This is a genomic window from Micromonospora sp. NPDC023966 (assembly GCF_040639095.1).
Lineage (GTDB): Bacteria > Actinomycetota > Actinomycetes > Mycobacteriales > Micromonosporaceae > Micromonospora.
In genome coordinates this window covers 20,648-45,693 of the sequence record NZ_JBEZZJ010000012.1, presented here as the reverse complement: position 1 = coordinate 45,693, position 25,046 = coordinate 20,648, and the positions used below count along the sequence as shown (strand labels likewise).

The window sequence follows — 25,046 nt, the reverse complement described above, 5'->3', positions numbered from 1 at the left end:
GGCAAACGATTTACGGCTAGATTTCGAAACTTTTCTGCGGGCAGACCTCGTCCACCCCCGCACCGGCCACCAGGGCCAGCACCGTTTCGCCGTATAGGCCCAGTTTGCGGGGGCCGATTCCGGCGATCGCGATCAGCTCCTCGGTGCGGCCCGGCCTCCGCTCGGCCAGCGCGGTGAGCGTGGCGTCGGTGAAGACCACGTACGCCGGCACCTTCTGCGCCCCGGCCACCCGCTGCCGCCACTCGCGCAGCCGCTCGTACAGCTCCTCGTCCAGGTCGGACGGACAGGTCGGGCAGCGGCCCAGCTTCCGGTCCGCCCCGGCGAGCAGGGTGGCGCCGCAGATCCGGCAGGAGACCACCTGGGTGCGCCGCCGCTCGGTGCGCCGGGCCGCGCCGGCCCCGGCCCGCTCACCGCCGCCGGAGCGGTCCAGCTGCGGCAGGAACCGGGACGGCCGCCGGGCCCGGCCACCGGGCGAGCGGGCCGCCGCGTACGACAGCCAGAGCCACTCCCGCGCCCGGGTGATCCCGACGTAGAGCAGCCGCCGCTCCTCCTCGACCTGCTCGGGGGTCTTCGCGTAGGTGGTAGGCAGGGTGCCCTCGGCCAAGCCGACCAGGAAGACGGCGTCCCACTCCAGGCCCTTGGCCGAGTGCAGTGAGGCGAGCGTCACCCCCTCCACGGTGGGCACGTGCTGCTGGGCGGCCCGCCGGGCCAGCTCCTCGTTGAAGTCGCCCAGGGTGACCGGGCGCTCGATCGCGACGGCCTCGCCGATCGGCACCACCTCGGGCGTCGCCGCGTACTCCTCGGCGAGCTGGACCAGGGCGGCGAGCGCCTCCCACCGCTCGCGCGCGGCCCCGCCCGGCGGGGGCGCGTCGGGCGCCCAGCCGACCGCGGCGAGCCCTTCCACGACGGCGGCCGGCAGCGGGGTCTCCCCCGGGATCGACCGGGTGGCGGCGCGCAGCGCGACCATCGCCTGGCGCACCTCGGGGCGCTCGAAGAAGCGCTCCGCGCCCTGCAGGACGTACGGGACCGCGGCCTCGGTGAGCGCCTTCTCATAAGCCTCGGACTGCGCGTTGGTGCGGAACAGCACCGCGATCTCCCGGGCCGGGGTGCCGCCGTCGATCAGCGCCCGGCAGCGGGCCGCGACCGCGTTGGCCTCGGCCGGCTCGTCGGTGAAGATCCGCAGCTCGGGTTCCGGGCCGGCCGGACGCTGGCCGTGCAGCTCCAGCCGGAGCCGGGCCTCGGCGCCCCGGGCCTGGGAGATCACCGCGTTGGCCAGCCCGACCACCTGCGGTGTGGAGCGGTAGTCGCGGACCAGCCGGACCACCGTGGCGGTGCGGTAGCGGCGCGGGAAGTCGACGAGGTAGGACGAGGTCGCCCCGGTGAACGAGTAGATGGTCTGGCTGGCGTCACCGACGACGGTGAGGTCGTCCCGGCCGCCGAGCCAGGCGTCCAACAGCCGCTGCTGGAGCGGGTTGACATCCTGGTACTCGTCGACGACGAAGTGCCGGTACTGGCCGCGGACCTGCTCGGCGACGTCGGCGTGTTCCTCGATCCCCCAGACCGCGGCGCGCAGCATGTCCTCGAAGTCGATCACCCCGTTGCGGCGCTTGAGCCGCTCATACGCGGCGAAGACCTCGGCCACCTTCGCCGGTTCGTGCGGGGTCTCGCGCAGCGCCTTGGCCGCGGCCACCACGTATTCACCCGGCTCGACCAGCGACGACTTGGCCCACTCGATCTCGCCGGCCAGGTCGCGGGCGGCGGCGCGGTCGGCCCGCAGGCCCACCTTGGCGGCGGCCAGGGTGACCATCCGGACCTTGCTGTCCAGCAGCTCCGGCATGGCCCGCCCCTCCAGCAGCCGGGGCGCGAAGTAGCGGACCTGGCGCAGCGCCGCCGCGTGGAACGTGCGGGCCTGGACGCCGCCCACGCCCAGCGCGGTGAGCCGGGCCCGCATCTCGGCGGCGGCGCGGGCGGTGAAGGTGACCGCCAGCACGTGCCGGGCGGAGATGTCGCCGGTGAGGGCGCGGTGGGCGATCCGGGAGGTCACCGCCCGGGTCTTGCCGGTCCCGGCGCCGGCCAGGATGCAGACCGGGCCGGCCGGGGCGGTCACCGCGGACCGCTGCTCCGGGTCGAGGCCGGCCAGCACCCGTTCCGCCGCTGAGTGAACCACCACAGCGAGGAATCATTCCAGCCTCCGGCGATGTTGCAGCGATTAGCCTGGCCTGATCGGGCCGGGCGGGAGCCAGACCGTTGGAGGACCTGACCATGTTGACGATGTATTCCACCTCGTGGTGCGGCTACTGCCACCGGCTGAAGTCGCAGCTCGACCGGGAGGGCATCGCGTACGAGGTGGTCGACATCGAGCAGGACACGAAGGCCGCGGAGTTCGTGATGGGCGTCAACGGCGGTAACCAGACCGTCCCGACGCTGCGGTTCGACGACGGCAGCGCCCTGACCAACCCCTCGATCACCCAGGTCAAGCAGCACCTGGCCAGCCTCCCCGGCTGACCCGACACACGCCCTGCCACGAGCGGCCGCCCCCACGGGGTGGCCGCTCGTCGCGTCTCACGGGGCCTCGCGGCGGCGGGTCGCGGCGAACACCTCCCGGTCGAGCGGGCGGCGGGGGGCCGGAACGTGGACCAGGACGGGCCGGGGCGCGGTGAGCCGGCGGCCGCGCCAGAGGTAGAGGCCGGCGGCCGTGGTGGTCATTCCGACCAGGGCGAAGAGCAGGCGGTAGTCGAAGACGCCAACGAGCAGCGCGCCGGCCCCGATGGAGACCGCCTGCGGGCCGCTGACCAGCGCCTCCGAGGCGGCGGCGACCCGGCCCAGCAGCCCCGGCGGGGTCCGCCGCTGGATCAGCGTGTTCAGCCCGACCATGGTCAGCGGCAGGGAGACGCCGGCCAGCAGCAGGGCCACCACGCCGAGCCAGAGCCGGGGGTACGCGAGCGCCAGCGCGGCCGGCCCGAAGAAGGTCACCCCGGCGGCGAGCGCACCCACCTCACCGGCCCGGCGTACCACGGTGGCCGAGAAGACCGCGCCGACCAGCCCACCGACCCCCTGCACGGTGACCAGCACGCCGACGAACGCGGCGTCCCGGCCCAGCCCCAGGTCGACGTACGCGAAGATCAGCGACTCGGTGAAGCCCATCATCAGCGAGCCCAGCCCGTACCCGAGCAGGGCCCGGCGCAGCGCGGGGTCGCCGGCCAGGTGCCGGACCCCAGCGCCCAGCCCGGCCGGCCAGCGGCGCGCGGACCGGGCCGGGGTGGTCTCGGTGACCCGGAGCACGCCGACCACCGCCGCGGCGGTGAGGAAGCCGGTCATGGCCAGGGCGACCAGCAGCCAGCCGCCGACCGCGGCGTAGAGCCCGGCCCCGGCCAGCGGGCCCACCAGCCGGAGCCCCTGCCGGACGGTCTGCAGCACCCCGTTGGCGTCGGCGAGCAGTTCGCTCGGCACCAGGTGCCGGATCAGCCCGCTGAGCACCGCGCTCAACGTGATGTACGACAGTCCGTAGAGCGCCGCCACCACGTAGATCACCCAGACGTCGGCGCGGTCGTGGACCGCGAGGAGCGGGCAGAGCAGCACCGCCGTACCGAGGTTGGCGGCCACGAAGAAGGGCCGGCGGCGGCACCGGTCGACCACCCAGCCGACCAGCGGGGCCAGCGCCATCGGCGCGATGACGGCGAAGATGGTCGCCCCGGCCATGCCGTCCGACCCGGTCAGGTCCTTGACCCAGACGGCCAGGGCCAGCAGCAGGATCGACTCGGCCGCCATGCTGGCCAGCAGCGCGACGAAGAGCAGGCGGAAGTCGGGGCGGCGCAGGACGGTGCGCATCGGGTTCCCTCCGGCGGGGTGCGCCTGTCGGCGCGTCGGGGGCGGGCGCCGCTGAAGGCACCCCTCCACAGTCCTCTTTTTCTCGCGTGACACGCCCACGCCGGACGCTCCGACACCGGTCGCGCCGTCCATACTGACCGTGGGGGGCGAATTTCATACAGTTACCGCCGCGCCCCGCGACGGTCGACGGGAAAGAGGACACCGTGCCTCCTGCCGCACCAGGCCCGATCCTGCGCCGTCGCAGGCTCGGCACCGAACTGCGCCGGCTGCGTGAACAGGCCGGTCTCACCGGCGACCAGGTGATCGAACGGATCGGCTGGGCCTCCGCGTCCAAGCTGTCCCGCCTGGAGAACGGCCGCAGCCGCCCCGACCCGGACGACGTCGACGTCCTGCTGACCCTCTACGGCGCGGACGACGACCTGCGCGCGGAGCTGCTGGGGATCACCCAGGAGGCCGGCGACATGCGCGGCTGGCTGCGCAACTTCCCGGTGATGACCCAGCAGCAGCGCGGCTTCGCCGAGCTGGAGGCGGGGTGCGCGGAGATCTCCGAGTACAACCCGGTGCTGGTGCCGGGCCTGTTGCAGACGCCCGGGTACGCCCGGCACCGGATCATGTCCGCGGCCCAGGTGGCCGAGGAGGCCGGCGACCTGGAGATCGAGGACCCGGAGACCGAGGTACGCGCCCGTCAGGCCCGCCAGTCGCTGCTGACCCGCTCGCCCGACGCGCCGCGCTACACGGCGGTGCTGGAGGAGGCGGCGCTCGGCCGCCGGGCCGGCCCGCCCGAGGTGCTGCGCGAGCAGATCGTCCATCTCTGCGAGCTGGCCATGCTGCCGAACGTGACGCTGCACCTGCTGCTGCGCGACACCAGGGTCGGCGACTGGTACCTCCCGCCGACCGCCTTCTCGGTCTACCGGTTCGCCGATCCGCTCGATCCGGAGACGTTGGCCATCGAAGGTGGGTTCACCGACGTCATGTCAACCGAGGCAAACACCCTAAATCGCTATAAAGTGGTGTTCGAGTGGCTGAGCTCGGCGGCGCTCTCCGCATCGGACACCCTCTCCTGGCTGATCGAGGCGACGGGACGGCTGACCGGCACGGCAGTCGAGTCCACAGTGGCGTTCGGGCCGGCAACGGCGCCGCCCCAGCGCCGCCGCGGCTCGGGGCGCCTGACGACGGACCGGTGATCCACGGGGACCGTCCGGCCTGCGGCGTCACTCGTCCCCATCGGAGCACTCCAGACCAGGAGCAGAACCATGAACGAGATCCGCAACAGCTCGTCCGAGCAGTTCACCCGCGCCGCCTGGCGCAAGAGCACCCGCAGCCAGACCTCGAACTGCGTGGAGATCGCACCGCTGCGTACCGGACCGGCGGCCGTCGCGCTGCGGGACAGCAAGGACCCGCGCGGGCCGGTGCTGCTGTTCAACCGGGCCGGCTGGCTCGGCTTCATCGCCGGCGCGAAGAACGGCCAGTTCGACCTGAACTGATCCGGCGAGCTTCGGGGGCCGTCGGCGTGGCGCCGGCGGCCCCTTACGCGTCCACCGCCGACAACCGTCCTGAGCTGGGGTCACCCGATCGGTCGACGCCCACGAACGATAGGCGAGTTTCACTTGCTGGGACGACGCTCCGGCGTAACATGACGCAAGAGTGAACGTGGAAGTTGCAGCGTGCATCCGTCCGTCCGTACCGGGGGACACCATGCGGTTCCTGATCGTCCGCACCGAGATCCGTGCCGCCGCCGACACCGACATCGCCGCCGCCTGGGCCGGCGGAGGTCGCCTGCGGGACGAGACCAGCACGCCGGAACCACGCCGCCAGGTCGTGCACGCCGAGGACCGGGACGCCGCGCTGCTGCTCGCCCGGGCGCTGTCCACCGTGGGGCCCGTCCGGGCCGGGCGGCAGCGGGTCAAGGTGCTGCCGATCGAGGACCTGCACCCGCGTCACCCCTACCAATGGGGCAGCAGTTGACCCGCCACTGACGTCCGTCGTGGCCGGACCGGCTCCCCCGCCGCGTTCCATGCCTCACCCGGCCACGACGGCCCGTGTTCCCGGCCCGCGACCGCCGCGGCAACGACGGTCCGGGCCGGGACCATCTCCGCCCGTGTTCCCGCCGATCAGCCGACCATCGCGGCAACGACGGTCCGGGCCGGGACCATGTCCGCCCGTGTTCCGGCCGGTCAGCAGTGGCCGTCGAGCCAGCGGTGGACCAGGAAGAGGGCGATCGACGAGGGCGGCGGCAGGAGCAGGCGGTCGCCGCCGTCCACCACGACCGGCTGGTCGGCCAGCGCGGCCCCGATCTCCCGCCGGGTGAACCAGCGGGCGTGGGCGATCTCGGCCGGATCCACCCGGATCGGCGCCACGGCGTCCGCCCGGGCCAGGAAGCCGAGCATCAGCGAACCGGGGAACGGCCAGGACTGGCTGCCGGCGTACCCGATCTCCTCGACCGCGACGCCGACCTCCTCGCGGACCTCGCGCAGCACGGCGGCCTCGGCCGACTCCCCCGGCTCGATGTAGCCGGCCAGGCAGGAGTAGCGGCGCTGCCCCGGGGTGCTCGGCCAGGTGGCGTTGTTGCCCAGCAGGCAGCATCCGTCGGGGCCGTCCACGCCGTCGTGCACCAGCACGATCATCGCCGGATCGGTACGCGGCCAGATCCGGCCGCCGGCCGGGTCGACGCGGGACCAGCCGGCCTCGTCCACCTGCGTCAACTGCCCGCTCGACGAGGAGTAGCCGTGCCGGAGGTGCCAGTTGAGCAGGGCGAGCGCCGTGGTGAAGATCCCGGCGTCGCGGTCGGTCAGCAGGTGGCCGACCTCGCGCAGGTTGACCCGGCGGGTGCCGGGCAGTTCGGGCAACGGCGCGTCCACCGCGAAGACCGGCACCCCGTCCGGCTCGACGCCGAGGAACATCGGCACCGACCGGGGCACCTCGGGCAGCTCGCCGGGGCCGACCAGCACCAGTTCCGGCGGTGCCGCCGCGCCGCGGACCAGGGCGCGGCCCTCGTCGGCCGAGTCCAGCACCAGCACCCGGGCCTGCTCCCACGCCTCCGCGAGCCAGCCCGGGTCGGTGCGCCGGTGCGCGGCCCGATCCAGCGTGGACCGGGCCAGCGGTGGCGCGGACTCGCCGCTCACGCGGGCTCCGTGCGGATCGGGGTGAGCGTGGCGAGGCCGTCGGCCACCCGCTCGGCGTCGCCGAGCACCACGGTGACCGCCTGCGCCGGAGCGAGGTAGCGGGCGGCCGCCGCGGCCACGTCGTCCACGGTCGCCTTGGCCAGCCGGGCGGCGTGCTCGGCGAGGAAGTCCAGGCGCAGCCCGTTGCCGGCGTACGCGCTGGTCAGCGACGCCAGCCCGGCCTGGGTGGACATGCCGAGCTGGAGCGTGCCGAGGGCGTACTGGCGGGCCTGCTCCAACTCGTCCGGCTTGGGCGGCAGAGCGGCCAGCCGGCCCAACTCGTACATGGTCTCCAGCAGGGCGGGCGTGGTCACCTCGGTGGCCACCTCGGCGGCGGCCACCAGCACCGACCCGGCCACCGAGTGCTCGATCAGCGAGTGCGGCCCGTACGTGTAGCCCTTGTCCTCGCGGATGTTCTCCACCCAGCGGGAGGAGAAGTAGCCGCCGAAGACCAGGTTGGCCAGTTGCAGCGCGGCGTGGTCGGGATGGGTGCGCGGCACCGCGGGCAGCGCGATCCGCAGCGAGGACTGCACCGAGCCGGGCCGGTCGACCAGCAGCAGCGGGCCGGGCTCCAGCGGCGGCGCGGGCGGCAGCTCGGTCGGCTGCCCGTCCCCCGTCCAGCCGGAGAGCGCCTGCTCGGCGGCGTCCAGCGCCCGCTCCGGCTGCACGTCGCCGACCAGCACCAGCACCGCGCCGGCCGGGTGCACCCGCTCGGCGTGCAGCCGGCGCAGCACCGGCGCCTTCACCGCGCGCACCTGGTCGGGCTCGGGGGTCTGCACCGCGTACGGGTGCCGGCCGTAGATCCGCTTGAGCAGCGCGGTCCGGGCCAGGTGGGCGGGCTGGCTCTGGGCCACCTGGATGCGGTCGACCAGGCGGTCCCGCTCGGTCTCCACCCAGTCGACCGGGTAGGTCGCGCCGGTGAGCACGTCGGCGAGCAGCTCCAGCATCCGGCCCAGGCCGGTGACCAGGCCCGCTCCGGAGAGCATCAGCCGGTCCGGGTCGATGCCGGCGGAGAGCCCGCCGCCGACCTTCTGCAACTCCGCGGCGAGCTGGGTCGCGGTGTGCGTCTCCGTGCCGGAGAGCAGGGTCTGCGCCAGCATCCCGCCGCGGGCCAGGTGGGTACGCCCGAACGGCATCCAGAGCCGCAGCTCGACCAGCGGGATCGCGCTGCGGCGTACCGCGATCACGGTGAGCCCGTTGCCGAGCGTGCGCTCGGCCTGCTTGGGCACCTTGAGCCTGCGGTTGGGGCCCAGCGCCGGCAGCGGCCGGACACCCGTTTCCACGGTTGCACTCAACGGGCACCTCCGGCGATGACCTCGATGGACGCGCGGCGCTCCGGCCGCAGGGTGGCGGCGGCCACGCGGACCTGCTCGTCGGTCACCTCGCCGACCAGCCGGGGCAGTTCGTTGAGCAGGCCCGGCTCGCCGCGCTGCTGTTCCAGGACGGCCATTCGCAGCGCCCGGCCGAGCACCGCGTCGGTGTCCCGCAGCAGGTGGGTGGCCATCCGGGCCTGGGTCCGGGCCAGCTCCCCCTCGGTCAGCCCGTCGGTGGCCAGCCGGTCCAGTTCCTCGTCGATGGTGCGCAGCACCTTGTCCACGTCGCCGCCGGGCGGCAGGTGGGCCTGGAGCAGCAGCGCGGTGGGGTCGCGCACGTCGAACGGGTCGCCCATGAAGCCGAGGTAGCCGCCGAGGCTGGTCACCGAGCGGTCCCGTTGGACCAGCCGCTCGACCAGCCGGGAGGCGTCGCCGTCGGTGAGCACCTCGGCCAGCACCACGTACGGCAGGTAGCCGGTGAAGTCGGTCACCGGGTCGGGTACTCGCCAGGCCCCGGCCACCGCCGGCAGCGGGGCCAGTTGGTCGGTGTACGAGGTGCGCCGCTCGGCGGTGAGGTCGGGCTCGGCGAAGTCGGGGCGCTTCGGGGCGGGCCGGGCCGGCACGTCACCGAAGTGCCGCTCGATCAGCGCGGTGGCCGCGGCCACGTCGATGTCCCCGCTGACCGCGAGGACGGCGTTGCCGCTGGCGTAGTAGCGGCGGAAGAAGTCGGCCGCGTCGCCGACGGTGGCCGACTCCAGGTCGACGAAGGAGCCGTAGCCGTCGTGCGCGTTGGGGAAGGTGTCGAACATGACCGGCGGCAGGGTGAGCCAGGGGAACCCGCCGTACGGCCGGTTGAGCACGTTGACCCGGATCTCCTCCTTGACCACGTCGACCTGGTTGCGCAGGTTCTCCTCGGTCAGCCGGGGGCCGCGCATCCGGTCGGCCTCCAGGAAGAGCGCCCGCTCCAGCGCGTTGCTGGGCAGGGTCTCGTAGTAGTCGGTGTAGTCCAGGTGGGTGGAGCCGTTGAAGGTGCCGCCGGCGCCCTGGACGTGCCGGAAGTGGGCCAGCTTCTCCAGGTTCTCCGAGCCCTGGAACATCAGGTGCTCGAAGAGGTGGGCGAAGCCGGTGCGCCCCTCCGGCTCGGAGCGGATGCCGACGTCGTAGACCACCGCCACCCCGATGACCGGGGCGCTGCGGTCGGGGGTGAGCACCACCCGCAGGCCGTTGTCGAGGGTGAACCGCTCGACCGGGTATTTCGTCGCTGGAATTCTGGCTCTCCGCGTCGGCACGTGATCGACCTTAACGCGTCCACAACGCCCGCACCGGCGGTGTGCGATGGCCCACCGGACGGCGGTGCCGGGCGGGGGCCGACCGGTGCCGCTATCTCCACCGAACAGGTGGGAATTATCGAGAATTCGCGGGCCAGCCGTCCCGGATCGTGAACGGGTCTTGACGCCGCTCACCGCTTCCCCCACTCTTCCTACCAACTAAGTAGGAATACTGCGGATTGGATACACGATGAGACGGCTCCCCTTCCGCCGCCTGGTCACCCTGGCCACCCTCGCCGTGGTCGGCGCGGCCACCCTGGGCGGCACCGCGGCCTGCGGCGACGACAGCGATGCCGGCGGCTCCGGTCCGGTGACGCTTCGCCTGGGCTACTTCCCGAACATCACCCACGCGCCGGCCGTGGTCGGCGTGGAGAAGGGCATCTTCAAGGAGAAGCTGGGCGGCGACGTCACGCTGGAGACCAAGACGTTCAACGCCGGCCCGGCGGCCATCGAGGCGGTCTTCTCCGGCGCGCTCGACGCCACGTACATCGGTCCGAACCCGACCGTGAACGCCTTCTCGAAGTCCAAGGGCGAGGCGGTCCGGGTCGTCTCCGGCGCCGCGTCCGGCGGCGTCGCGCTGGTGGTGAAGCCGGAGATCACCTCGGTGGAGCAACTGCGCGGCAAGAAGATCGCCACGCCGCAGCTCGGCAACACCCAGGACGTCGCGCTGCGCTACTGGCTCAAGGAGAAGGGCCTGCAGACCACCAAGGAGGGCGGCGGCGACGTCAAGGTGGTCCCGCAGGAGAACGCGCAGACCATCGAGACCTTCGGCACCGGCGCCATCGACGGCGCGTGGGTGCCCGAACCCTTCGTCTCCCGGCTGGTCAACGCGGGGGGCAAGGTCCTGGTCGACGAGCGCGACCTTTGGCCGGACAGGAAGTTCGTCATCACCAACCTGCTGGTCAGCACCAAGTTCCTCAAGGCACACCCGGACGTGGTGAAGAAGCTGGTCGAGGGCCAGGTCGCGGCGAACGAGTTCGTCAACAGCAAGCCGGACGAGGCCCAGCAGGCCATCTCCGACCACATCGGCAAGATCACCGGCAAGCCGCTGGACCTCAAGCTGATCAAGCAGGCCTGGCCGACCCTGGAGTTCACCAACGACCCGATCCCGGCCTCGCTGAAGGCCGGCCTGGATCACGCCGTCGCCGTCGACCTGACCCAGCCGGTCGACCTGACCGGCCTCTACGACCTGAAGTACCTCAACGAGGTGCTGAAGGCGCAGGGCAAGTCCGAGGTCACCCAGCCGTGACGTCGACCACGACGACCCCGCGCAGCGCGACCGGCTCGGTCGCGCTGCGCGGCGTGACCAAGGTGTACGGCCAGGGCGAGCACGCCGTCCTGGCGCTGGACGGGGTGTCGCTGGACGTCGCTCCCGGCGAGTTCGTCTGCCTGGTCGGCGCGTCCGGCTGCGGCAAGAGCACCCTGCTCAACCTGGTCGCCGGGCTGGACCGGACCAGCGGCGGCCGGATCGAGCTGGGCGAGGGGGTCAACCCCGGCCTGATGTTCCAGGAGTCGGCGCTCTTCCCGTGGCTCACCGTCGAGGGCAACGTCGAGGTGCCGCTCAAGCTGCGCGGGCTGCCCCGCAGCGAGCGCAGGGCCCGGGTCGCCGAGCTGCTGCGCACCGTGCACCTCTCCGACTTCGGCCGCAAGCGCCCGCACCAGCTCTCCGGCGGCATGCGGCAGCGGGTCGCGCTGGCACGAACCCTCGCGCTGGACACCCCGGTGCTGCTGATGGACGAGCCGTTCGGCGCGCTGGACGCGATGACCCGGGACATCCTCCACGACGAGCTGGAGCGGATCTGGTCCGAGCGGAGGCTCACCGTGATCTTCGTGACCCACAACGTCCGCGAGGCGGCCCGGCTCGCCGACCGGATCATCCTGCTCTCCAGCCGGCCCGGCCAGATCATCTACTCCACCGAGGTCGACGTGCCGCGACCCCGGCGGATCGACTCGCCGGAGATCGCGGCCATCGCCGCCGACGTCACCGACCGGCTGCGTACGGAGGTGGGCCGTCATGGCCAGTGACACGCTCGCCGCGTCACCGCGTACCGACGCGGAGATCTCCGGCCTGGACGCCCTGGAGACAGCCGGCCGGGAGAAGGCGCCGTCCCGGTTGCGCCGCGGCTGGTCGGCGCTCTGGCCGAAGCTGGCCGCCCTCGCCCTGGCCGTCGCCCTCTGGCAGGCCGTGGTCTGGACCGGCTGGAAGGACCCGTGGGCGCTGCCCGGGCCGGCCGTGGTCTTCGCGGACCTCGGCCACTACCTGGGCAGCCCGGCGCTCTGGGACGGCCTCGCCACCACCGCCCGGCGCGCCGCCGTGGGCTTCGCCGCCGCGGTCTCGGTGGGCCTGCTGCTCGGCCTGGCGGTGGCCCGGGTGAAGGTGCTCCGCGCCGCGCTCGGCTCGATGATCACCGCGTTGCAGACCATGCCGTCGATCGCCTGGTTCCCGCTGGCCATCCTGCTCTTCCAGCTCAGCGAGCAGGCGATCTTCTTCGTGGTGGTGCTCGGCGCGGCGCCGTCGGTCGCCAACGGCGTCATCCACGGCGTGGACTACGTGCCGCCGCTGCTGGTCCGGGCCGGCCGCAACCTCGGCGCCCGCGGGTTCAACCTCTACCGCTACGTGATCGCGCCGGCCGCGCTGCCCGCCATCGTGGCCGGGCTCAAGCAGGGCTGGGCGTTCGCCTGGCGCAGCCTGATGGCCGGTGAGCTGCTGGTGGTCATCGCCACCCGGACGTCGATCGGGGCGCAGCTCACCTACGCCCGGGAGCTGAGCGAGGCGCCCCGGCTGATGGCCATCATGATCGTCATCCTGGTGGTGGGCATCGTGGTGGACGCCGCGTTCGGCGCGGCCGACAAGGCGATCCGCCGCCGCTGGGGCGTGCTGGACCAGGCCGGCAACTGAGGCCGTGTACGTCTCCGCGCGCGCCGACTACGCGCTCCGGGCCATGCTCGCCGTCGCCGACGCCGCCGGGTCCACCGGCGACGGGGGGCTCGGCGGCGGCGAGCTGGTCAAGGCGGCGAGCCTGGCCGAACGCCAGGACATCCCGCTCAGCTTTCTCCAGGGCATCCTGCTCGACCTGCGCCGGGCCGGGCTGCTGCACAGCCACCGCGGCACCGAGGGCGGGTACGCGCTCACCCGCCCGGCCGGCGAGATCAGCGTGGGCGACGTGCTACGGGCGGTGGGTGGTGCGCTGACCAGCGTCCGGGGCATGCCCGCCGACCGGGCCGGCTACCACGGGGTGGCCGCCGGGCTGCGGGACGTCTGGCTGGCCGTGGACGGCGCGATCGCCCTGGTGGTCGACCGGACCACCCTTGCCGACCTGCTCGCGGACCACGCCACCGTGTCCTGACCGTCCAGCCGGGACCGGGCCGCGGATGCGACGCGGCCCGGACCTGACCGGCTCCGGCTCGGCGGGCCGGCGGTGTCCCGGCGATCCGGGCACCGCCACCTCGCCGAGCCGGAGCCGAGGGTCAGCCGGTCAGCGGCGCCGCGGGCGGCGGGACCGGGCCGGCCGCGAGGCCGGGGCCGGGTGCGGCGCGGGCGGCGGGTTCAGGGTGACCGGAACGCCGGTGGGCTGGCGGGCGCCGGTGACGCGGGCCAGTTCCTCGTCGCCGGGGCGTACCCGGGCGGTGTGCGGGGTGATGCCGGCGACCGTCATCAGCCGGGAGACGTCCCGGCGCTGCTCGGGCAGGACCAGGGTGACCACGGTGCCGGACTCGCCCGCCCGGGCGGTCCGCCCGCCCCGGTGCAGGTAGTCCTTCGCCTCGGTCGGCGGGTCGGCGTTGACCACCAGGTCCAGCCCGTCGACGTGGATGCCCCGGGCCGCCACGTCGGTGGCCACCAGGGCGGTCACGTGGCCGGTGCGGAACTGCTCCAGGATCCGGGTGCGCTGCGGCTGGCTCTTGCCGCCGTGCAGCGCCGCGGCGCGTACCCCCTTGGCGAGCAACTGGCGGGCGACCCGGTCGGCGCGGTGCTTGGTCGCCATGAACAGGATGGTGCGCCCCTCGCGGGCCGCGATGTGGGCCAGCGCGGCCGGCTTGTCGTCCGCCTCGACGTGCAGCACGTGGTGGGTCATGGCGGTCACCGTGGCGGTGCCCGGGTCGACGGAGTGCGACACGGGGTTGCTCAGGAAGCGGCGGACCAGCCGGTCCACGCCCCCGTCCAGGGTGGCCGAGAAGAGCATCCGCTGGCCGTTCGGGGCGACCTGCTCCAGCAGCTTCGTCACCTGCGGCAGGAAGCCCATGTCGGCCATCTGGTCGGCCTCGTCGAGCACCGTGATGGCCACCTGGTCCAGCCGGGCGTCGCGCCGGTCGATCAGGTCGTGCAGCCGGCCCGGGGTGGCCACCAGCACCTCGGCGCCGACGCGCAGCGCGTCCGCCTGCCGCTGGAGGGAGAGCCCGCCGACCACGGTGGCGCAGCGCAGCCCGAGCGCCCGGGCGTAGGGGGTGAGCGCCGCGGTGACCTGCTGGGCCAGCTCGCGGGTGGGCACCAGGACCAGCGCGAGCGGGCGGCCGGGGCGGGCCCGGCGACCGGCCGTGCGGTGCAGCAGCGGCAGCCCGAAGGCCAGCGTCTTGCCCGAGCCGGTGCGACCCCGGCCGAGCACGTCGCGGCCCGCCAGCGAGTCCGGCAGGGTCGCGGCCTGGATCGGGAACGGCTCGGCGATGCCCTGCGCGGCCAGCTCGGCGACCAGCTCAGGGGCCAGGCCGGTGGCGGCGAAGGTGGGAATGGTCATGGTCATGCGAATAGCCTTCCTCGACGCGGCACGTGTCGAGGAAGGGCGCCGCGAGCGGCGCGTCACCGGCGTCACCGGTGGTCACAAGCACGAACCGAAAGGGTACGGGCCGGCCCGCCGCAGCACGCCACGTCCCGCGGAGCGGGTGGGCGGCGCAGCGGACCGGCCCGTCACCGCGCCCGGGGGGCGCGATGGGTGTTACCGGATGATCCGAAGATCAGAGCGGACGGATGTTCTCCGCCTGCGGGCCCTTCTGGCCCTGGGTCACCTCGAACTCGACCCGCTGGTTCTCGTCCAGGCTCCGGTAGCCGGAGGTCTGGATCGCCGAGAAGTGGGCGAAGACGTCGGCGCCGCCGTCGTCCGGGGTGATGAAGCCGAAGCCCTTGTCAGCGTTGAACCACTTGACGGTGCCAATTGCCATGTGTTTCGTCTCCTTGACGGAACGTTCGGACCCGCACCTGTTGCGGACCGAAAGGGAGCACACCGCACGCGAGTGCGCGGTGTACCTGTCGCTGCTGGTCGCCCCGCCCGGAGAACTCCGGACACAACAAAGAGCGCCTGGGGCCACAATCCGCCAGGCGCACACAGAGTCTCTGGAAACCAAAACTGCAACGCGCCTAACCTACCACGATCTCTGCAACACCGCGCCCTCTGTCGGAAATTCCGGCACCGCGGCGAGGAGCGCGGTCAGTCCGGCGGCGTCGAGCAGGTCGGCCGGGCGGACCGTCACCCCGTCCCGGACGTAGTGGAAAGCGGCCCCGACCCGCTCGACCGGCACCCCGGCCAGCTCGGCCCAGGCCAGCCGGTAGACGGCGAGCTGCACCGCGGCCGCGTCGGCCTCCCGGCCGGTGGGCTGCCGGCCGGTCTTCCAGTCGACCACGTCGTAGCGGCCGCCGGGGCGGGCGAAGACGGCGTCCATCCGGCCCCGGACCACCACCCCGGCGACCACCGTGGCGAAGGGCACCTCCACCTCCACCGGCATCCGGTCGGCCCACTCGCTGGCCAGGAAGCGCTGCTGCAGTTCGGTGAGCGCGTCGTCCGGGGCTGCGTCGTCGTCGGCCGCGCCGGGCAGCTCGTCCACATCGAGCAGCCGGTCGGCGCCGAAGCGCTGCTCCAGCCAGGTGTGGAAGGCGGTGCCCCGGCGGGCGTACGGGTTGGGCTCGGTGGGCATCGGCCGGCGCAGCGCCCGGGCCAGGGCCTCCGGGTCGCGGCGCAGCGCCACGAGCTGGGTCACCGACAGGTGGTCGGGCAGTTCCACCTCGACCGCCTCGGCCCGCCGGGCCAGCTCGGCCCGTTCGGCGAGGAGCAGGTCGGCCTCCCGCCGCCACCGGGCCACCTCGACGTCCTCGACGGGCTCGGCGGCCGGCCGGGCCTCGTCGGCGGCCCCGACGGGCTCGGCGCCGGCGGCCAGCAGGGCCTCCTCGCGGCGGGCCGCCTCGGGGTCGGCCAGGTAGCGGCGGACCACGGCGGCCGCCTCGGCCAGCGCCGGGCGCCGAGAGCCGAGCGGGTCGGCCGGCCACTCGGACCGCAGCACCGTCTCGGTGGTCGGGTTCACCGCGTCCCCGGCGGGTTCGGGCGCCCAGGCGTCGACCAGGTGGCCGTCCGCGCCGGCCAGGCAGGCGTCGTGCACCTCGCGGAGGAAGACCGACGGACCGCGGAACTTCTTCGTGCCCTCGCCCCACCAGTAGCCGGAGCAGAGCAGCAGCCGCCGGGGCCGGGTCACCGCCACGTACGCCAGCCTGCGCTCCTCCCGCTCGTCGTGCGCCCGCCAGGCGTCGGTGAAGTCCTCCACCGCCCGGGCCACCCCGCGCTGGTCCTCCGCCCCGTGCAGGCCCAGCTCGGGCAGCCCGTCCGCGTCGCCGCGCAGCGGGAACGGCAGCACACCCAGCCCGCCCAGCCAGTGGTCCGAGTTGCGTACCGGCCCCGGCCAGACGCCCCGGGTCAGCCCGGCGACCGACACCACGTCCCACTCCAGGCCCTTGGCGGCGTGCGCGGTGAGGATCTGCACGGCGCCCTCCACCACCTCGACCTCCCCCGGGGTGAGGCCGCGCTCCTCGTCCTCGGCGGCGGCCAGGTAGGCGAGGAACCCGGCCAGCGTGGCGCCGGGGGTCTCGCCACTGAACCGGGCCGCGACGTCGCCGAGCGCGTCCAGGTGGGCGCGGGCCAGGCCGGCGTCGCCGGCACCGTCCCGGCCGGCCCGGACCGCCACCTCCACGTCCAGGCCGATGGTCCGCTCGATGTCCGCGATCAGCTCCGGCAGGGACTGGTCCAGCCGGTAGCGGAGCAGCGCCAGCTCCATCCCGTACGACCGCAGCCGCGCGTACCCCTCCGCCGAGTACGCCTGCGCCGGACCCAGGTCGGCCAGCGCCTCGACCAGGGTGGCCTCGTCCAGCACGTCGACGGTGATCTCCGGCCCGTCGTCGCCGGTCACCTCCCGCCGGGCCCGTGCGATGGCCCGGGCCCGCCGGTGCAGGGCGACCAGGTCGCGCGGCCCGATCCGCCAGCGCGCGCCGGTGAGCAGCCGCAGCAGCGCCGCCCCGTCGGTCGGGTCGGCGAGCACCCGCAGGGTGCAGACCACGTCCCGGACCTCGGGGGTGTCCAGCAGCCCGCCCAGGCCGACCACGTCGACCGGCAGCCCGCGGGCGCGCAGCGCCGCCTCGATCGCCGGGATCTGGCTGCGCAGCCGGACCAGCACGGCGGTGGTGGGGCGCCGGTGCGCCGGGATGTGCTCGGGCAGCGCCTCCGGCATCCCGGCCGCCCCGCGCCAGGCGGCCAGGACGCTGTCGGCGATCCAGTCCGCCTCGTCGGCGTACGTCTCGAGCAGCGCGCAGTGCACGGTGCCGGCGGCCCGCCCGCCGGGGCTGCGGTGCGGGATCGGGTCGCGGACGCTGAGCGCGGCGTGCAGCTCGGGCACCCGGGCGCCGGCCGCCCGCAGCGGCACCGACAGCGCGTTGGCGACGCCGAGGATCTCCGGCCGGTTGCGCCAGCTCGTGGTGAGGCTGAGCACCTCGGCCGGGGCGCCGTCGGTGCGGGCGAACTCGGTGGGGAACCGGTCCAGCGTGCCGGCGCTGGCCCCGCGCCAGCCGTAGATGGACTGGCAGGGGTCGCCCACGGCGGTGACCGGGTGGCCGCCGCCGAAGAGCGCGTTGAGCAGCACCACCTGGGCGTGGCTGGTGTCCTGGTACTCGTCGAGCAGCACCACCCGGAACCGGTCCCGCTCGATCACCCCGACGCCGGGGTGGTCGCGGGCCACCCGCGCGGCCCGGGCGAGCTGGTCGGCGAAGTCCATGGCCTCGAAGTCGTCCTTGCGCCGGGCGTACGCGCGGACCAGCGGAAGCAGCTTCAGCCGGGTCTGCTGGAGCTGGAGGGCCTTGCGCACGTCGGCGTAGACCCGCCCGGGGCGGGACTGCACCTCGGCGAAGAACCGGCCGGTCCAGGCGGCCAGCTCGTCCGGGTCGACCAGGTGCTCGTCCAGCTCCCCGGCCAGGGCGAGCACCGCGTCGGTGATGGTGGCCGGCATCCGGTCCACCTCGGACATGTCGCCGTCGTAGTTGCGCACCAGCAGGTCGACGAGCTGCCAGCGGGACGCCTCGGTGAGCAGCCGGGTGGTCGGCTCGTAGCCGGCCCGCAGCCCGTGCTCGGTGACGATCCGGCCGGCGTACGAGTGGTAGGTGGAGACGGTGGGCTCGCCCGCCAGGGGATCCTCGTGCGGGTCCCGGCCCTGCCGGCCGAGCCGCCGGATGAGCTGGTCGAGCCGGGTGCGTACCCGGTGCGCCAGCTCGCCTGCCGCCTTGCGGGTGAACGTGAGGCCGAGGATCTGCTCGGGGCGGACGTACTGATTGGCGACCAGCCAGACCACCCGGGCGGCCATCGTCTCGGTCTTGCCGGAGCCGGCGCCCGCGACCACCAGCAGCGGCTCCACCGGCGCGGCGATGATCGCCGCCTGCTCCCGCGTGGGCGCCGGCAGCCGGAGCAGTTTGGCCAGCTCGAGCGGGGTGTAGCGAGGGCCGGCGTCGGCGGTCCGGGGCGTCGGGGCGGCGGTGGCGCTGAACAGCGCCGGCTGGATCGTCATGCGTGCTCCGTGGGTGGCTCGACCACCTGGCGTCCCTGCCCGGAGACCGGGCAGCTCGTCCGCACCGGGCAGACCCGGCACTTCGAGTTGGCGACGGCGGCGAAGGTGGCGGCGGCCATCGTGTCGGCGGTGCGCCGGACCAGTGCGGTGGCCCAGCCGGCCTCGGGACCCTCCCCGGCCGCCGCCTGCGCCTGCTCCTTGGCGTCCTTGGCGCCGGTGCCGAGCTGCACCAGCGCGGCGCCCCCGGACTCCTCGCCGAACTCGGCGAACGCCCCCGCCTCCACGGCCGCCTGGTAGGCCCCGAGCTGCGGGTGCTCGGCCACCTCCCGCTCGGTGACGGCGGTGGACTTGCCGGTCTTCAGGTCGATCACCACGAGCCGCCCCTCGGCGTCGACCTCCAGCCGGTCGACCCGGCCGGTCAACTCGACCGGCCGGCGCGGGTCGTCGAGGCGGACCGCGAACTCGTGCTCGATGGCGAGCAGCCGCCGCGGGTTGCCGGCCAGCCAGCGCAGCAGCTTGTCCACCATGGCCTCGGCGCGGGCCCGTTCCGGGCCGACCATCCAGCGGGCGGCCAGCTCGATGGCGTCGAACCGGGCGGCCACGTATTCCAGCAGGGCGGTCCGGTCGACGCTGGCGTCCTCGGCCAGCATGGCGGCGGCGTGCACCAGGTTGCCGACCCCCTGCGCGGCGCTGGCCGGGGCGCTGCCGCCGTGTCGTTCCAGCAGCCAGCGCAGGCTGCACCGCAACGCGCTCTCCATGGCCGACGGGGTGACCCTCACCGGCTCGCCCTCGTCGACCAGCGGCCGGTCGTCGGAGAGGCCGCGCAGCCCCCACCAGTCGTCCGGGTGCGCGCCGGGCACCCCGGCGGCGGCCAGCCGGGCCAGCTCGGCCGCCGCCGCGCGCCGCCGGGTGACCGGCGCCGCCGGGTCGGTGACCGCGGTACGCAGCTCCGCCACCAGCGCGGACAGGGTGAGCCCGCGCGGCGGCAGGGTGACCGGCAGTACGCCCGGCGCCGCGTCCTGCGGATCCTCGTCGCCGGCCGGCACCGGCCCGTCCGACACCGGGGGGATCAGCGCGGCACCGCCGCCGGGACGCCCGTCCCGGCGACCCCGCTCCGGGCCGGCGTCCCCGGTCGCGGCGTCGTCGGCCGGACCCCCGCCGTCGGGGTCGGTCGGGGCCGGGCCGGTGCCGCCGCCCCCGCCGATGGTGGGCGGGTCGGTGGCGGCCAGCTCGTGCAGGAAGCGGCTCGGCTGCTCCTCGTGGTCGTCGCCGCCCACCGCCGCCGAGGCGACCGCGGTGACCAGCAGCCGGCGCCGCGCCCGGCTGACGGCCACGTGGAACAGTCGGCGCTCCTCGTCCAACAGCGCCGAGGTCTGCCCGACCAGGCTGGCCCGCAGCCCGGCGCCGTCGGCCCGGCCGGCGAGCACGTCGACCAGCCGCTCCGAGCCGAGCAGGCTGCCGCGCAGCCGCAGGTCCGGCCAGACGCCCTCCTGCACCCCGGCGACCGCGACCAGGTCCCACTCCAGCCCCTTGGCGGCGTGCGCGGTGAGCAGGCGCACGGCCTCGCCCCGGTCGGCGCTCGCGGCGAGGGTGTCGGCCGGCAGCTCCTGGCCGAGCACGTGGTCGAGGAAGACCTCGGTGCGCGCGCCGGGCAGCCGGTCGGTGAACCGGGCCGCCGCGTCGAAGAGCACCATGACCGCGTCCAGGTCCCGGTCGGCGGCCTCGGCCCGCCAGCGCTGCGCGGTCTCGTGCTCGCCGGTGGCCGCCCGGCCGCGGGTGATCGCCCCGGCCCAGCGCTCGGCGAGGCCGCTCTCCCGCCACACCGCCCAGAGCACGTCCTCGGCGGTCGCGCCGGGGGTGACGGCGGCCTGCCGGGCGGTCTCCAGCAGGTGCGCCACCGCCTGCGCCGGGGCCGCCCAGCGCCGCTCGACCGTGGCCAGCTCGGCCGGGTCGCGCAGCGCCTCGACGATCAGCTCGCCGGAGGGGCGGCGGTCGCCGGCGGCCAGCGCGAGCGCGCGCAGCCCCTGGCGCAGCCGCCGCTCGGCGAGCGGGTCCGCGCCACCCAGCGGCGAGTGCAGCAGGGCGACCGCCGACTCCTCGTCGAGCCGGTCGGGGTCGAGCGCGCAGCGGAGCAGGAGCAGCAGCGGGGCCACTCCGGGCTGGAGGTGCAGGGGCAGGTCCTCGCCGTGCACCACGGTCGGCACGCCCGCGGTGTGCAGGGCGCGCCGCAGCGACGGCAGCTGCCGGCCGGTGGAGCGGACCAGGACCGCCATCCGGGACCAGGGCACCCCGTCGAGCAGGTGCGCCTCGCGCAGCGCGTGGGCCAGCCAGGCGGACTCGCTGGTGGCCGAGCGGAAGGTGCGTACCTCCAGGCCGCCGGGTGGGGCGTCGGGGAGCGGGCGCAGCCGCCGGTGCGCCGCCGGGCCGCGCAGCCGGCGGGCCAGCCGGGCGGTCGCCGCCAGCAGCTCCGGCCCGGCCCGGTAGGAGGTGGTCAGCATGACCTGGGCCGCCGGGGCGCCGGAGGCGGTGCGGAACCGGTGCGGGAAGGTGGTCACCCCGGCCGGGTCGGCGCCGCGGAAGGCGTACGTGGAGGAGTCCGGGTCGGCGAAGGCGACCAGGGACTTGCCGCCACCGGCCACGACGGCGAGCAGGTCGAGCTGGGCGGGGTCGGTGTCGGCCAGCTCGTCGACGTAGACGTGGGCCAGCCGGCGGCGCTCGGCGGCCAGCAGCTCCGGGTCGTCGAGCAGCATGCCGGTGGCGGCCCGGACCAGCTCGGCCGGGTCGTAGGCGATCGAGCCCCGGTTGCTCACGTCGCGCAGGGCGAGAACGGCCACGTACTCGCGGAGGAAACGGGCGGCGGCCGGCCAGTCGGCGCGGCCCAGCTTCTCGCCCAGCCGGGCCAGCTCGACCGGGCCGACGCCCCGCTCGGCGGCGCGCATCAGCAGGTCGCGGAGCTGCTGGGCGAAGGCCCGGGTGCGCAGCGCCGGCCGCAGGTCCTCCGGCCAGCCGGCCGGGTCCTCCTCCGGCTCCTCGCCCACCACGTCGAGCAGCTCGCGGATGATCAGGTCCTGCTCGGGGCCGGTGAGCAGCCGGGGCGAGGGTTCCCCGCGCTCGGCGGCGGCCCGGCGGAGCAGGCCGAAGGCGTACGCCGGGAAGGTGCGGACCAGCGGCTCGCGGACCACGCGGTGGCCGTCGCCGGCGATCCGCGCCTCGATCCGGTGGCGCAGCTCGGTGGCACCCCGCCGGCCGAAGGTGAGCACCAGGACGTGTTCCGGGTCGACGCCCTCGGCCACCCGGGCGGCGACCGCCTCGACCAGGGTGCCGGTCTTGCCAGTGCCGGGGCCGCCGACGACCAGCATCGGCCCGTCGGTGTGCGCGACGACCTCGGCCTGCACCGGATCCGGCCGGCGCGGCGGCGGGTACGCGGCATCGCCCGCGGACCCCCCGGATCGCGGCTCCGTCTCGGCCGGCCCGCCGGACCGACCACCCCCCTGCCCCGCCCCGGCGGCGCGGGAGACCCCCGTCCCCACCCCACCGGGCCGGCGCACCAACCGGTACGCCTGCATCACCGACATCCCACCACGCCCGTCCGACAATCAACTCCCCCGCCGGTCCAGTACGCGCCCCAGCTCACGACGATCATGGGGTTGGCGGCACCCACGGCGATCGACTTCGCCGTCAACCTCATGATCGACCCCGGCGGGCGCGGTCAGGTGAGGCGGGAGTCCAGGAGGTTCAGGGCTTCGGGGACCGTGTCCGCCACCAGGAGGAGGTCGAGACCGGCCGGCTTGAGGAAGTGCCGGTCGGCCAGGGTGCGCAGCCAGTCGAGCAGGGGGCGGTAGAAGCCGTCGGCGTCGACCAGCACCATCGGCTTGGCGTGCAGGGCCAGGGTGGCGGTGGTCCAGACCTCGAAGAGCTCGTCCAGGGTGCCGAGCCCGCCGGGCAGGGCGACGAAGGCGTCCGACTTGTCGATCATCAGGGTCTTGCGGCTGGCCATTCCGTCGGTGATGAGCAGCTCGTCGGAGGCGAGGTCGGCGACCTCCAGGTCGACCAGGGCCTGCGGGATGACACCCAGGGTCCGGCCGCCGGCCGCCCGCGCCCCGTCGGCCACCGCGCCCATCATCCCCACGCACCCGCCGCCGCTGACCAGCGTGTGCCCACGCCGGGCCAGCTCGGCGCCGGTCTCGGTGGCCAGGTCCAGCCAGCGGGCGTCGAGGGTGCGCGAGGATGCGCAGAACACGCAGACGTTGGCCATGGTCAGCCCTGCTCCGCCGGCCCCTCGGGGGCGGCCTCGGCGGCGGCCTGCTGGTCGCTGGCGAGCCGGGCGACCGCCTCCTCGCGGATCGCCTCCTTCTCGGCGGAGAGCACCGCCTCGGAGTCCACGATGTGCTGGACCGCCTCGTTGACGTCGTCGGTGAGGCAGATCAGGTCCAGGTCGGTCGGGCCGACCTTGCCCTCGGCCGCCATGGTGTCCCGCATCCAGTCGAGCAGGCCCCGCCAGTAGTCGACGCCCATCAGCACCACCGGGAAGCGGGTCACCTTGCCGGTCTGCACCAGGGTGAGCGCCTCGAAGAGCTCGTCCATGGTGCCGAAGCCGCCGGGCAGCACCACGAAGGCCTGGGCGTACTTGACGAACATGGTCTTGCGGGCGAAGAAGTAGCGGAAGTCGATGGCCAGGTCGACCCACTCGTTGATGCCCTGCTCGAACGGCAGCTCGATGCCGAGCCCGACGGAGAGCCCGCCCGCCTCACCGGCGCCCCGGTTGGCCGCCTCCATCACGCCCGGCCCGCCGCCGGTGATCACCGCGTAGCCGGCCCGCGCCAGCGCCCCGCCCAGCTCCTCGGCCAGCCGGCACTCGGGGCTCTCCGGCTTGCTCCGGGCCGAGCCGAAGACGCTGACCGCGGCCGGCAGGTCGGCGAGGGTGTCGAAGCCCTCGACGAACTCGGACAGGATGCGCAGCGCCCGCCAGGCGTCCTTGGTCTTCCAGTCGCCCCGGCCCCGGGAGTCGAGCAGCCGCTGGTCGGCGGTGCTGGTCGGGATGGCCTGGTTGCGCAGCGTGACGGCACCCCGGTGCCGCTCCCCGCTCGGCCCGCGGCCGGACGGCCGCCCGATGCTCTGGCTCATGGGGCCACCGTAGTGGAGCCGGGGCGACGCGGTGCGGAGGCGGGCGACCCGGAGAAATTCTTCCCGATCATGGGCAACTAAATGGCTCGCTCGTACGTCTTACTATTCACATACCGGGTATGCCCGGGCGCGCGCCTTCGGGGGAGGAGCCAGCGTTGATCAGCAGCAGCGAGATGATCCGGATCCGCCGGCAGATGCAGCGGCGGATCCGTGACGTGGTGGCCGAACGCCGCCGCGCCCGGATGATGGAAGCCCACCACACCGACCTCACCGGCGAGAGCAGCGAGTCGGACGCCCCGCTCACGACCACCGTCTGACGGCCGCCGGGATCCGGGGGTCCGCGTCACCGACGCGGACCCCCGGTCGCGTACTCAGGACGAGGCGAGCCAGCGGTGCAGGGTGGCCGCGCCGTCGCGGATCTTGGTCAGCTCGACGTGCTCGTCGGGGTGGTGGGCCAGGTTCGGGTCGCCGGGGCCGAAGTTCAGCGCCGGAATGCCCATGGCCGCGAACCGGGCCACGTCGGTCCAGCCGAGCTTGCCGATCGGGGCCGCGCCCACCGCCGCCAGGAACTCCTGGGCGGGGGCGGCGGTCAGGCCGGGCGGCGCGCCGGCGGCCACGTCGGTCACGGTCAGGTCGAAGCCGGCGAAGACCTCGCGCAGGTGCGCCTCGGCCTGCTCCGGGGTGCGGTCCGGGGCGAACCGGTAGTTGACCTCGATCTCGCAGTGGTCCGGCACCACGTTGCCGGCGACCCCGCCGTGGATGCGGACCGCGTTCATGCCCTCCCGGTAGTCGCAGCCGTCGATGGTGACCCGCCGCGCCTCGTACGCCTGGAGCCGCCGCAGCACCTCGCCGGCCGCGTGGATGGCGTTCACCCCGTGCCAGGAGCGGGCCGAGTGGGCCCGGACGCCGGTGGTCGTCAGGACCGCCCGCATGGTGCCCTGGCAGCCCGCCTCGACGATGCCGTACGTCGGCTCCAGCAGCACCGCGAAGTCGGCCTCCAGCCACTTCGGGTGCGCCTGCGAGACGAGGGTGAGGCCGTTGTACCTCGACTCGATCTCCTCAGCCTCGTAGAAGAGGTAGGTGACGTCGTAGCGCGGGTCGGGCAGGGTCACCGCCAGGTGCAGCGCGAAGGCGACCCCCGACTTCATGTCGGAGGTGCCGCAGCCGTACATCAGGTCGCCGCGCATGGTCGACGGGAAGTTGTCGTTCAACGGGACGGTGTCCAGGTGGCCGGCGAGCACCACCCGCTGCGCCCGGCCCAGGTCCGTGCGCGCCATCACGGTGTTGGAGTGCCGGTAGGTGGTGAGGTGCGGAACGCCCCGCAGCACCTCCGCGACGCAGTCGGCGATCGCCTTCTCGTTGAGCGAGACGGACTCGATGTCGACCAGCGCGCGGGTCAGCGCCACCGGATCGGCCAAGACCTCGGGGGTCAACGGGTTCTGCATGTAAGGCACGGTACCGTCAATTTCGGTGAGCGCGAGGAGTGAGCT

The 25,046-nt window shown here is 74.5% G+C and carries 21 protein-coding genes; 9 read left to right on the top strand and 12 right to left on the bottom strand.

The annotated features are described in order from the left end of the window. Positions 1-16: 16 nt before the first annotated feature. Positions 17-2,170 (bottom strand): ATP-dependent DNA helicase UvrD2, encoded by a 2,154-nt coding sequence (locus AB0F68_RS17640; protein WP_357339067.1) that lies wholly within the window; start codon positions 2,168-2,170, stop codon positions 17-19. Positions 2,171-2,262: 92 nt separating this feature from the next. Between AB0F68_RS17640 and AB0F68_RS17635 the strand changes: the two genes are divergently transcribed. Further along, entirely contained in the window at positions 2,263-2,505 is a 243-nt protein-coding gene (locus AB0F68_RS17635) for a mycoredoxin (RefSeq protein ID WP_212832488.1), read from the top strand. Positions 2,506-2,562: 57 nt separating this feature from the next. Here the strand turns inward: AB0F68_RS17635 and AB0F68_RS17630 are convergent, their stop codons facing one another. Then, on the bottom strand, positions 2,563-3,828 hold the full coding sequence (locus tag AB0F68_RS17630; RefSeq protein ID WP_357339064.1) for an MFS transporter: 1,266 nt from the start codon (positions 3,826-3,828) through the stop codon (positions 2,563-2,565). Positions 3,829-4,031: 203 nt separating this feature from the next. Here AB0F68_RS17630 and AB0F68_RS17625 point away from each other — a divergent pair, with 203 nt between their 5' ends. The 3 genes from AB0F68_RS17625 (at position 4,032) to AB0F68_RS17615 (ending at position 5,793) form a co-directional block, all read left to right on the top strand. Next, entirely contained in the window at positions 4,032-5,012 is a 981-nt protein-coding gene (locus tag AB0F68_RS17625; RefSeq protein WP_357339062.1) for a helix-turn-helix transcriptional regulator, read from the top strand. 69 nt (positions 5,013-5,081) lie between these two features. Beyond that, positions 5,082-5,312: a DUF397 domain-containing protein gene (locus AB0F68_RS17620; protein WP_357339060.1), complete on the top strand. Its 231-nt coding sequence runs from the start codon at positions 5,082-5,084 to the stop codon at positions 5,310-5,312. A gap of 211 nt (positions 5,313-5,523) precedes the next feature. Then, a complete protein-coding gene (locus AB0F68_RS17615) occupies positions 5,524-5,793 on the top strand; it encodes a hypothetical protein (RefSeq protein ID WP_357339058.1) in 270 nt (89 codons plus the stop codon). A gap of 209 nt (positions 5,794-6,002) precedes the next feature. Here the strand turns inward: AB0F68_RS17615 and nudC are convergent, their stop codons facing one another. The 3 genes from nudC to AB0F68_RS17600 are packed head-to-tail and all read right to left on the bottom strand — an operon-like array spanning position 6,003 to position 9,591. Next, positions 6,003-6,950, bottom strand: coding sequence for an NAD(+) diphosphatase (gene nudC, locus AB0F68_RS17610; protein WP_357339056.1), 948 nt, complete (start codon positions 6,948-6,950; stop codon positions 6,003-6,005). Beyond that, positions 6,947-8,284, bottom strand: a complete 1,338-nt coding sequence (locus AB0F68_RS17605; RefSeq protein ID WP_357339054.1) for a pitrilysin family protein — start codon at positions 8,282-8,284, stop codon at positions 6,947-6,949. Before AB0F68_RS17605 ends, nudC begins: the two co-directional genes overlap by 4 nt. Then, on the bottom strand, positions 8,281-9,591 hold the full coding sequence (locus AB0F68_RS17600) for a pitrilysin family protein (protein WP_357339052.1): 1,311 nt from the start codon (positions 9,589-9,591) through the stop codon (positions 8,281-8,283). The genes AB0F68_RS17605 and AB0F68_RS17600 overlap by 4 nt, the downstream gene beginning before the upstream one ends. 229 nt (positions 9,592-9,820) lie before the next feature. Between AB0F68_RS17600 and AB0F68_RS17595 the strand changes: the two genes are divergently transcribed. Genes AB0F68_RS17595 through AB0F68_RS17580 form a run of 4 tightly spaced genes read left to right on the top strand, consistent with a single transcriptional unit; the run spans position 9,821 to position 12,977 of the window. Further along, positions 9,821-10,879: an ABC transporter substrate-binding protein gene (locus tag AB0F68_RS17595; protein ID WP_357339049.1), complete on the top strand. Its 1,059-nt coding sequence runs from the start codon at positions 9,821-9,823 to the stop codon at positions 10,877-10,879. Then, entirely contained in the window at positions 10,876-11,655 is a 780-nt protein-coding gene (locus AB0F68_RS17590; protein ID WP_357339047.1) for an ABC transporter ATP-binding protein, read from the top strand. Before AB0F68_RS17595 ends, AB0F68_RS17590 begins: the two co-directional genes overlap by 4 nt. Then, on the top strand, positions 11,645-12,529 hold the full coding sequence (locus tag AB0F68_RS17585; RefSeq protein WP_357339045.1) for an ABC transporter permease: 885 nt from the start codon (positions 11,645-11,647) through the stop codon (positions 12,527-12,529). Before AB0F68_RS17590 ends, AB0F68_RS17585 begins: the two co-directional genes overlap by 11 nt. Positions 12,530-12,533: 4 nt before the next feature. Further along, positions 12,534-12,977: an Rrf2 family transcriptional regulator gene (locus tag AB0F68_RS17580; RefSeq protein WP_357339043.1), complete on the top strand. Its 444-nt coding sequence runs from the start codon at positions 12,534-12,536 to the stop codon at positions 12,975-12,977. Between the two features lie 129 nt (positions 12,978-13,106). On the opposite strand, the gene AB0F68_RS17575 is transcribed toward AB0F68_RS17580, so the two are convergent. The 6 genes from AB0F68_RS17575 to AB0F68_RS17550 all read right to left on the bottom strand — a co-directional run bounded on the left by AB0F68_RS17575 (position 13,107) and on the right by AB0F68_RS17550 (position 23,556). Beyond that, positions 13,107-14,366 (bottom strand): DEAD/DEAH box helicase, encoded by a 1,260-nt coding sequence (locus AB0F68_RS17575; RefSeq protein WP_357339041.1) that lies wholly within the window; start codon positions 14,364-14,366, stop codon positions 13,107-13,109. Positions 14,367-14,577: 211 nt separating this feature from the next. Beyond that, positions 14,578-14,781 carry a cold-shock protein gene (locus AB0F68_RS17570; protein WP_013288421.1) on the bottom strand — a complete coding sequence of 68 codons (204 nt, stop codon included), beginning with the start codon at positions 14,779-14,781 and terminating at the stop codon, positions 14,578-14,580. Between the two features lie 201 nt (positions 14,782-14,982). After that, entirely contained in the window at positions 14,983-18,432 is a 3,450-nt protein-coding gene (locus AB0F68_RS17565; RefSeq protein ID WP_357339039.1) for a UvrD-helicase domain-containing protein, read from the bottom strand. Beyond that, positions 18,429-21,998, bottom strand: coding sequence for an ATP-dependent DNA helicase (locus tag AB0F68_RS17560; protein ID WP_357339306.1), 3,570 nt, complete (start codon positions 21,996-21,998; stop codon positions 18,429-18,431). The genes AB0F68_RS17565 and AB0F68_RS17560 overlap by 4 nt, the downstream gene beginning before the upstream one ends. Positions 21,999-22,141: 143 nt before the next feature. Continuing rightward, on the bottom strand, positions 22,142-22,687 hold the full coding sequence (locus AB0F68_RS17555; protein ID WP_357339037.1) for a TIGR00730 family Rossman fold protein: 546 nt from the start codon (positions 22,685-22,687) through the stop codon (positions 22,142-22,144). Between the two features lie 2 nt (positions 22,688-22,689). Beyond that, the gene (locus AB0F68_RS17550; protein WP_357339035.1) at positions 22,690-23,556 is read right to left on the bottom strand and encodes a TIGR00730 family Rossman fold protein; all 867 of its coding nucleotides are present in this window, start codon (positions 23,554-23,556) and stop codon (positions 22,690-22,692) included. A 155-nt stretch (positions 23,557-23,711) separates the two neighbouring features. On the opposite strand from AB0F68_RS17550, the gene AB0F68_RS17545 reads away from it, so the two are divergent. Next, positions 23,712-23,873, top strand: coding sequence for a hypothetical protein (locus AB0F68_RS17545; protein ID WP_357339032.1), 162 nt, complete (start codon positions 23,712-23,714; stop codon positions 23,871-23,873). Between the two features lie 54 nt (positions 23,874-23,927). Here the strand turns inward: AB0F68_RS17545 and dapE are convergent, their stop codons facing one another. After that, complete coding sequence (gene dapE, locus AB0F68_RS17540) at positions 23,928-25,001, bottom strand: succinyl-diaminopimelate desuccinylase (RefSeq protein WP_357339029.1); 1,074 nt, start codon at positions 24,999-25,001, stop codon at positions 23,928-23,930. Positions 25,002-25,046 lie beyond the last annotated feature (45 nt).